This window comes from Phenylobacterium sp. (genome assembly GCF_020253645.1).
GTDB lineage: Bacteria > Pseudomonadota > Alphaproteobacteria > Caulobacterales > Caulobacteraceae > Phenylobacterium.
Genome location: NZ_JADCBG010000004.1, coordinates 1 through 8,736, shown reverse-complemented (window position 1 = coordinate 8,736; position 8,736 = coordinate 1). Strand labels below are relative to the sequence as shown.

At 69.6% G+C, this 8,736-nt stretch carries 6 protein-coding genes; all 6 read right to left on the bottom strand.

Annotated features, from left to right (window positions below):
- Window positions 1–205: 205 nt before the first annotated feature.
- Window positions 206–3,079 (bottom strand): bifunctional [glutamine synthetase] adenylyltransferase/[glutamine synthetase]-adenylyl-L-tyrosine phosphorylase, encoded by a 2,874-nt coding sequence (locus INE98_RS00225; protein ID WP_293535700.1) that lies wholly within the window; start codon window positions 3,077–3,079, stop codon window positions 206–208.
- Window positions 3,076–4,506 carry a HAMP domain-containing sensor histidine kinase gene (locus INE98_RS00220; protein ID WP_293535699.1) on the bottom strand — a complete coding sequence of 477 codons (1,431 nt, stop codon included), beginning with the start codon at window positions 4,504–4,506 and terminating at the stop codon, window positions 3,076–3,078. The genes INE98_RS00225 and INE98_RS00220 overlap by 4 nt, the downstream gene beginning before the upstream one ends.
- Entirely contained in the window at window positions 4,499–5,170 is a 672-nt protein-coding gene (locus INE98_RS00215) for a response regulator transcription factor (RefSeq protein WP_293535698.1), read from the bottom strand. Before INE98_RS00215 ends, INE98_RS00220 begins: the two co-directional genes overlap by 8 nt.
- 14 nt (window positions 5,171–5,184) lie before the next feature.
- The gene (locus INE98_RS00210; protein WP_293535697.1) at window positions 5,185–6,723 is read right to left on the bottom strand and encodes a Do family serine endopeptidase; all 1,539 of its coding nucleotides are present in this window, start codon (window positions 6,721–6,723) and stop codon (window positions 5,185–5,187) included.
- Between the two features lie 99 nt (window positions 6,724–6,822).
- Entirely contained in the window at window positions 6,823–7,326 is a 504-nt protein-coding gene (locus INE98_RS00205) for a cytochrome c-type biogenesis protein (protein WP_293535696.1), read from the bottom strand.
- On the bottom strand, window positions 7,323–8,736 hold a 1,414-nt coding region (locus INE98_RS00200; RefSeq protein ID WP_293535695.1), incomplete at its 5' end, for a heme lyase CcmF/NrfE family subunit. The genes INE98_RS00200 and INE98_RS00205, both read right to left, overlap by 4 nt.

Genomic DNA, 8,736 nt, shown 5'->3' with positions numbered 1-8,736 from the left:
GGTCCACATTCGCCGTCCGGTACTCCGCGAAGAGGACCCTGCCATCGCCATTCTGGTCGAGTTTCGGAGGACCCATCTGCGCGGCGGCGGGAAACGCGCCAAGGCTCAGAAGCCCGGCAGCGGCGGCGAAGAGAAGACGGCTCAGGGGCACAGCGAGGTCTCCGGCTATATCTGTTGAACGAAGTGCGCCGCGGATTCCGGCGTTTCAAGGGCGAATAAGGCGGTCAAAGGCCTCCAGGGCGGTTTTTCGAACCCGCGTGAGGCGCGCCGAGAGACTGCGGAAGTCACGGGCGCCGCCCGCGCGGGCCAGCCTGCGGCGAAAGGCCTCCGGCTGGTCGGCGGGATCATCGCCATCGCCCAGCGCCAGGCGCAGCATCTGGGTGAGGTTCTGTTGAAGTGTCCAGGCCTCGAGCAGGGGACCGACCCCCTCGGCAAGGCCCGCCGCCGCAAGGGCCTCAAGGGCGTCGGCGGTCCCGGCCCTCAGAGGGCCTCCGCCAGGGGCATGGGCCAGTTGGAGGAACTGTGCGGCGAACTCGATGTCCACCAGTCCGCCGGGGGCCAGCTTCATGTCCCAGAACCCCGAGGCCGGCTTCTCCTGGCCGATCAGGAGACGCATCTCGCGGACCTCCCGCGCCAGGGTCTTGCGATCACGGGGGAGCCGGAGGCATTGCTCGATGGTCTGCGAAACGTCTGCGGCGAAGGCGGGGTCACTGGACCAGACGACGCGCGCCCGGGTCAGGGCCATGAACTCCCAGGTTTCAGCCTCGGTCTCGTAGTAGGCGCCGAAGGTCGGAAAGGCCACGGCGACCGGCCCCTTGGCGCCCGAGGGACGCAGGCGCATGTCGACCTCGTAGAGCTCTCCCTCCGCCGTAGGGAGGGACAGGGCCGCCACCAGCCTCTGGGTGAAACGGGCGAAGAACACCTCCGCCGGCCAGCCCTTCACCTCGGACACGGCGTCCGCCGTACGGGCGCGATGCAGGGTCATGAGGTCGAGGTCCGAGCCGGCGCTCATCTCCCGCGAGCCGCACTTTCCGAGGGCCACGACCGCCACCTGACCGTCGAAGGCCCCCCCCATGCGGGACGCCTCCGCCAGGGCCGCCGGAGCCAGGGACTCGATGCAGGCGTCCGCAAGCCCGGCAAAGGCGCGGCCGGCCGCCTCCGCATCCGCCGAACCGCTCATGACCTGGACGCCGACGCGGAAGGCCTGCTCGCGATGCTGGCGCCGAACGATGTCCATGGCCGACTCGAAACCCTCAGCGCCCCGCAGCGCACGCTGCAGCGCCTGGCGGTCCTCGTCCGGGTCGATGTCGCCGAAGAAGGCCGGATCCAGCATGGCGTCGAGTGCGGCGGGACGACGGGCCAGGGTGTCAGCGAGGCGGGGCGCAAAGGCCATCACCTCCACGATCAGCTCGAACAGCGCGGGTTGAGCGAGAAACAGGGACTGAAGCTGCACGCCGCTCGACAGGCGCGAAAAGAAGGCGCCAAAGCGAACAAAGGCCGCATCCGGGGCCCCAGAGGCGTGGGCGGCCTCAAGCAGCCGGGGCGCCAGCCGGGTGAAGAGCTCCCGGCCACGCTCCGAGCGGGTCGCAGCGATATGCCCGTGATGCCAGGAGCGGATTGTCCGGGAGACCTGGGACGGACTTGAAAAGCCCATGCGGGAGAGGGTCTTCAAGGTCTCCGGATCGTCGTCCACCCCCGTGAAGATCAGGCTCCCGAAGCGGGAAGACAGCGGTTCCTCGCCGGGGAACAGCTCCCCATAGCGGAGGTTCACCGTCCTCAGCGTCCGTTCCACCCAGGCGTCAAAGCTGCGGAGCCGGTCATGTCCGGCGAGGGCGGCCACCCGGCGGCGCTCGGCGTCGGACTCCGGAAGCCTGTGGGTCTGTTCATCGGCCAGCATCTGGACCCGATGCTCAAGGGCCCTCAGGAGAAGATACGCCTCGTGCAGCTCCGTATGAGCCTGCGGCGAGACGTGACCCGCCTCCCGCAGGGCGGCGAGCGCCTCCAGGGTCCGGAAGCTGCGAAGGTCTGGTTGCCGCCCCCCCAGGATGAGCTGCTGGGTCTGGACATAGAACTCGATCTCGCGAATGCCCCCGCGACCCAGCTTGAGATCGGCGCCGCGTGCGGTGAGACGGTCGTCCACCTTGTGGATGTGGATCTGCCGCTTGATCGAGTGGATGTCGGCGATGGCTGCGAAATCAAGGTTGCGACGCCAGACAAAGGCCTCGAGCTCCTTCAGGAAGGCCTTGGCCCGGGGGATGTCGCCGGCGCAGGGACGGGCCTTGATGAAGGCGGCGCGCTCCCAGTTCTGGCCCACGCTCTCATAGTAATCGAGGGCGGCGGCGGCGGAGACGGCGGGCGGCGTGGAGCCTGGGTCCGGTCGCAGCCTCAGGTCCATGCGGAAAACATAGCCATCGGCCGTCCGCTCCTGCATCAGCTCGGAGAGCCGGTGGGTGAGCCGGACGGCGAAGGCCTGGGGTTCGATCCCCGGAGCCAGGGGCAGGAGTTCGGGCTCGAAGAAGATCGAGATGTCGATATCGCTGGAATAGTTGAGCTCGAAGGCCCCGTGCTTGCCCATGGCGATGCAGAAGAAACCGGGGACGGGGCCGGCCCCGGACGCCCCGGAGGAAAGCAGGCGCCCAGCGGCGACCTCGGCGCCGGCGGCAGAGGCGAGCGCAGCGGACAAGGCCTCGTCCGCGAAGCGCGTGAGGGCGCTCGTCACGCGATCCAGATCCCAGGCCCCGCCGAGATCCGCGAGGGCGGTGAGCAGGTGCAGTTCGGCCTTGAGCTTGCGCAGGCCTGGCCCCGCAACCTCGGGAGCGACGGAGGCCAGGGCGCGGGTCTCCTCCAGAAGCGCCTCCAGCCGGGTCTCGGGCGCCTCGCCGAGCAGTCGCAGAAGGCGCGCGGGGTCCCGGCGGACCAGCCCCGCCAGATAGGGCGAGGCTCCGAAGACCGGCCTCAGCGCATCCCTTTCACCGTCGGTCAGCCCACCAAGGGCCGCGACCCCTTCCAGCAGCCTGTCCGCCGGGCGGGGGTCAATCACCGGGCCGCAGGGGCGCAGGCGGTCACCCAGGCGGGTCATGACGGGGACGGCAGAACAAGAGCCGCGCGCAGGCCGGGACCTGACCCCCCGTAGGCGCCGGGCCCTTCGCCCAGCTCCAGCCGGCCGCCGTGCGCCTCGGCGACGGCGGCGACAAGGGAGAGCCCGAGACCCGCCCCCGGCATGTTCCGGCTGTTCTCCAGGCGGATGAAGCGATCGACGACCCGGTCCCTGTCATGCTGCGGGACGCCCGGACCGGTGTCTGTCACGGAGATCTCGACATCGCCGGAGGCCCTGCGCCGAAGACGAACCATCACGGCTCCCCCTTGCGGGGTGTACTTTACGGCGTTGTCGACGAGGTTGGCGAGCGCCTGCGCCAGAATGGCGGGGTTCCCGCGCAGGGTGAGGCCGGCGGCGATGTCGGAAGCGATCTCGAGCCCCTTGTCCTCGCAGAGCGGGCCGTAGAGCTCGGTCATGTCCCCGACCATGCCGGCGGGGTCGAAGAGGACGGCGTTGGGCGCTTCGCCGGCCGCCTGCAACCGGGAAATGGCCAGGACGGCGGAGAAGGTCCGAAGCACACCGTCCGTGTCATCGAGGGCCTGCCGCAGGGCCTGACGGGCATCCCCGCGCCCGGCCTCCATGTCGATGAGCGCGGTCTCCAGCCTGACCTTGAGCCGGGTCAGGGGCGAGCGCAGATCGTGGGCGATCGAGTCGCCGGCGTGACGGTGCGCAGCCATGGACCGATCCAGGCGCTCAAGCATCGCGTTGAGGCCCTCGGCGAGCTGGTCGAGCTCGTCACCGGCGCCCCGGACGGCGGCGCGGGCGGTGAGATCGCCATGACGGGCCGCGCGCACCACATCGGTCAGGCCCGTCATCGCACGGGTGAAGTTCCGGCTGATGAGCAGGCCGGAGGCGATGCCGAGCACGATGACAAGGGCCCCCGCACCCCAGAGACCCCGGACAATCGTCACGATGAACTGCTGATCATCGTCGGTGTCCGCGCCCACGAACAGGATGGCGCCGTCCGGCAGCTTCTGTTGGAAGCCCCGGGCGGGGATGGAGACCGGACGCCCATCCTCGTCGAAGCCGGAGAGATTGAACCGGATCCAGACAGGCTCTCCGCGGAAGTCCTCCACCGGGCTCCGGGCCAATGAGCCCGAAATCTTGCGGCCCTCCGGGGTCATCAGAAGGTAGAGATAGCGCTGCTCGCCCGCCATTCGGCTGACCAGAACCGAGTTCAGGGCCTGCGCGCCGGCCCGGTCGTTCACTTCGACGAGACTGGCGGCCTCGCGGAGGATTTCCGCATCCGTCCTCCGGCGGGCTTCTCCGGTCGCGGCCACGTAGACATAGGCGAGAAAGGCGGCGCCGGCGAAGGCGAACAGGGCCAGGGACAGGAGGGTCAGACGGAAGGGCGCGGCGCGGAACAGGCGCAGGAGCCCGCTGCCGGGCGCGTCCCGGTCTTCAGGCATCCAGCCGGTATCCCGCGCCCCGGATGGTCTCCAGCATGGGATGCTCGAACCCCTTGTCGATCTTGGAGCGTAGCCGGGAAATATGGACGTCGATGACGTTGGTCTGGGGGTCGAAGTGGTACTCCCAGACCTTTTCAAGAAGCATGGTGCGGGTCACCGCCTGGCCGGCGTGGCGCATCAGGAACTCCAGAAGCCGGAATTCCCGGGGTTGCAGGTCGATCTCCTGGCCCGCCCGATGGACACGCCTGCCGATCAGATCCATCTCAAGATCGCCGACCCGCAGCTGGGTCAGCACCGACCCCGTCTCCCGCCGCCGGGACAAGGCCTCGACGCGGGCGACAAGCTCGGCGAAGGCATAGGGCTTGACCAGGTAGTCGTCCGCGCCGGCCCGCAGGCCGGTGACCCGGTCCTCGATCTCGCCGAGGGCCGACAGGAAAAGAACCGGCGTCTCGTCTCCATCGCGCCGCAGGGTCTCCACGAGCCCGACCCCGTCGAGGCAGGGCATCATCCTGTCGACGATCATGACGTCGAAACCGCCCCGGCGGGCGCAGTCCAGACCCGCCGCCCCGTCTGGCTGGACAACGCAGTCATGCCCGGCGTCGGTGAGACCCTTCGCCATGGCCTCCGCCGCCGGCTGGTCATCCTCGACGATCAGGATGCGCATGCCTCCGCCCCCGCTCAGCCGGAGATCTTGATCGGCAGGAAGAGCGTCCGTCCGCCTCTCCAGACGGCGACCAGCACGCTGGGCCGGTCTGCGCGGCGGGCCTGCTCGATGACGGCCGCCAGATCGGCGGGGGACGACAGGGCCCGGTCGCCGGCGCGCAACAGGACATCATTGGCCTGCAGGCCCCTGGTCGCCGCATCCGAGGACCGGTCGACGGCCGTGATCAGGAGGCCCCGTGCGTCCGCGGGCAGCCCCGCCCGACGGCGGGAGACGTCGTCAAGCGGCGCCACCGTCATTCCCAGCAGGACCTGACCCGATGAGGGCGCGGTCCGGCCGGATCCGGGCGCAGAACCGCCGGGGCCACCGGGGCCGGAAGCCAGCTGGGATTCCGGGGGTCGGGTGCCGGAACGGATGTCGATGGTGCGGGACCTGCCGTCCCGGATCACTTCCAGGCGCAGGAGATCCCCGGGGGCGGCCTTTGCGACCTGCCGGGTCAGCTCCGAGGACGACCTGACCCTGACGCCGTTGACCGAAAGGACAATGTCGCCCGTGGCGAGACCGGCCTTTTCAGCCGGCGCCCCGGGGGTGAGCTCCGCGACGATCGCACCCTTCTGGCCGGCCATGCCCTGGGCGGCGGCCATGTCCTCGTCGAAGTCCTGGATGGAGGCGCCGATATAGCCGCGCACCACCTTGCCGTTGGCGATCAGCTGGCGCGACACGCGGGCGGCGACCTCGGCAGGCACGGCGAAGCCAATTCCCACCGAGCCCCCGGTAGGCGAGAAGATGGCGGTGTTGACGCCGATCACCCGGCCGTAGGTGTCGAAGGTCGGCCCCCCCGAATTGCCCCGGTTGATGGGGGCGTCCAGCTGGATGAAGTCGACGAAGATTTCGCCGATGTCGCGCCCGTACGCCGAAACGATGCCGGCCGTGGCCGTCCCGCCCAGATTGTAGGGATTTCCGACCGTCAGGACCCAATCGCCGACCCTCGGACGGGCCGAGTTCTCGAAATTCACGAAGGTATAGCCCGAGCCCCTGACCTTCAGGACCGCAATGTCGGTGCCCTCGTCGCGGCCCACCACGGTGGCGTCGAGTTCAGTCTCGTCCTTCAGGACGACCTTGATGCTCTCGGCGTCCTCGATGACGTGGTTGTTCGTCACGATGAAGCCGTCGGCGGAGATGAAGAAGCCCGAGCCTGCGGACTGCCGCCTCGGCCCACGCGGCCCCTCTCCCTCGCCGTCCTCGTCGCCGCCCGGGTTCGGCGGGCGGAACTCGAAGGGCAGGCCTGGGATCTGCCTCTGCATCCGGCTGAGGTCCACCCGGGTGGTCACGTTGATCGAGACCACCGCCGGAGAGACCCTTTCGAAAATGTCCGCGAAGGACATCGGCGCGCCGGGCGGAGGTCCGAAATTCGGCGCAGACGCGGCCGCAGGGGCTCCGGGCTGGGCAGGGCCGACTCGGTCCGCCGCCTCGAGACCGGCGGCGGCCATGGCGGCGCCGGCGACAAGGGCCCCGGCGACGGCGCCAATCATGTATCGGCTCTTGATCGGGCTCATGGTGCGCAATTCTTCCTTTACGGCCCGCACGCGACGCCGCGGGGCGGGGATGTGAACCTACATGCCAAAGAGCGGCGACGCTCTCAAATGAGGATTACGTCATGCATTGGGATCGTCCGGCGACGATTTCAGGGCAGGATCATGGCGATCGTCAGTCCGGAGCAGGCCCGCCAACCGCTGCGCTTCCGCAGGCGTGAGCTCCGGCGACGAGGATTCGAAGCTGCGAACCCGGATCAACAGCGCTGCAAGGCCCACCAGGACCGCCAGAAGGGGGGCCAGCCAAAGGATGACGTTGCCGGGCGAGAAGGACGGCCGGAGCAGAACGAACTCTCCGTAGCGATCGACCAGCCAGCGGCGCACGGCTTCGTCGTCCTCTCCGGCGGCGATCCGCTCCCGGACCAGTCGCCGCAGATCGACGGCGAGGTCCGCCTGGGAGTCCTCGATGGACTCGTTCTGGCAGACCATGCAGCGGACTTCCTTGAAGAGGACCCGCGCTCTCGCCTCCTGGGCGGGGTCAGGCAACCTCTCGGCGGGATCGGCCGCCGCCGCCAGGCAGAGTGCGGACGCCAGCGCGGCGAGGACCGCAAGGCCGGCGCGCTTCACGGCCGCACCTCCCGGCGCCGGCCAGGGGCCAGCCTCAGCCGACGATCGGTCAGGGAAATGAAGCCGCCCAAGGCCATGACCGCGGGCCCCACAAAGATGAGGACCGCCAGGGGGTTCCAGTAGCCGCGGACAAGCCAGACGGGGGCGCCGCCAGGACCCTCCCGCCGCTCGCCGAGCACGACGTACAGATGACTGACATCGACATTGCAGATGGCGACTTCGGAGGTGGTCTCTCCGCCCGTGGGATAGAAGCGCTGGGAGGGCGTGAGCATGCAGACCTCCCGCCCGCCACGCCGGGCGGAGATCCGCGCCTTCTCGGCTTCATAGTTGGGCCCGTCCACAAGGCGCACGTCCCTCAGAACCAGCTCCCAGGCGCCGACCTTCAGGGATTGTCCGGGAGCGAGGGTCTGCGCCGCCTCGATCTTCCAGGCGGTCTCGAAGCAGGCGCCGATGACAAAGATTCCCAAGCCGGCGTGGGCCAGCGTCGCCCCCCATGCGCCCCGGGGCAGGCCCCTCATCCGACGCAGGGCCTCCGCGAAGGGCGCACGGAACAGCCGCACCCGCTGGGCGGCTTCGGCCAGGGCGCCGACGATGAGCCAGGCCCCGAGGGCCAGGCCGAGACTGGCGAAGGCCTTGCGCGGGGTCAGCAGCCAAAGGGCGGCAAGGCCAATGGCGACGCCGATGATCAGGGCGGGAATCAAGGTCCGCATGGCAGGCGCGAGGTCGGCCCGCTTCCAGGCCAGCAGGGGTCCGAAGGGAACCAGCAGGCACAGAATGGCCATCAGCGGGTTGAAGGTCAGGTTGAAGTAGGGCGGCCCCACCGAGATCGCCTCGCCGGTGACCGCCTCCCGGATCAGCGGGAAGAGGGTTCCGAGCAGGACGGTCAGCGTCGCTGCGGAAAGCAGGATGTTGTTCGCCACCAGGGCGCTCTCCCGGCTGACCGGAGCGAACAGGCCGCCGGGGGCGAGCCTGGGCGCCCGCCAGGCGAAGAGAGCGAAGGCCGGCCCGGCGAGACTCAGGAGAATGGCCAGCAGCAGCACGCCCCGGGTCGGATCGACGGCGAAGGCGTGGACGGAGGTCAGGACCCCGGACCGGACGAGGAAGGCCCCCAGCATCGAGAAGCTGAACGCCGCGAGGGCGAGAAAGACGGTCCAGCCCGGCAGCGCACCTCGCTTCTCGGTGACGACCGCGGAGTGCAGGAGGGCCGCGCCGACAAGCCAGGGCATGAAGCTGGCGTTCTCCACCGGGTCCCAGAACCACCAGCCACCCCAGCCAAGCTCGTAGTAGGCCCAGTAGGACCCCAGGGCGATGCCGACGGTCAGGAAGCTCCAGGCGGCCAGGGCCCAAGGCCGGACCCAGCGGGCCCAGGCGGCGTCCAGCCTTCCCTCCACCAGGGCGGCGACCGCCAGG

Coding starts and splice junctions, on each gene's coding strand:
- INE98_RS00225 (WP_293535700.1), bottom strand. CDS start 3,079: ATGACCCGCCTGGGTGACCGCCTGCGCCCCTGCGGCCCGGTGATTGAC.
- INE98_RS00220 (WP_293535699.1), bottom strand. CDS start 4,506: ATGCCTGAAGACCGGGACGCGCCCGGCAGCGGGCTCCTGCGCCTGTTC.
- INE98_RS00215 (WP_293535698.1), bottom strand. CDS start 5,170: ATGCGCATCCTGATCGTCGAGGATGACCAGCCGGCGGCGGAGGCCATG.
- INE98_RS00210 (WP_293535697.1), bottom strand. CDS start 6,723: ATGAGCCCGATCAAGAGCCGATACATGATTGGCGCCGTCGCCGGGGCC.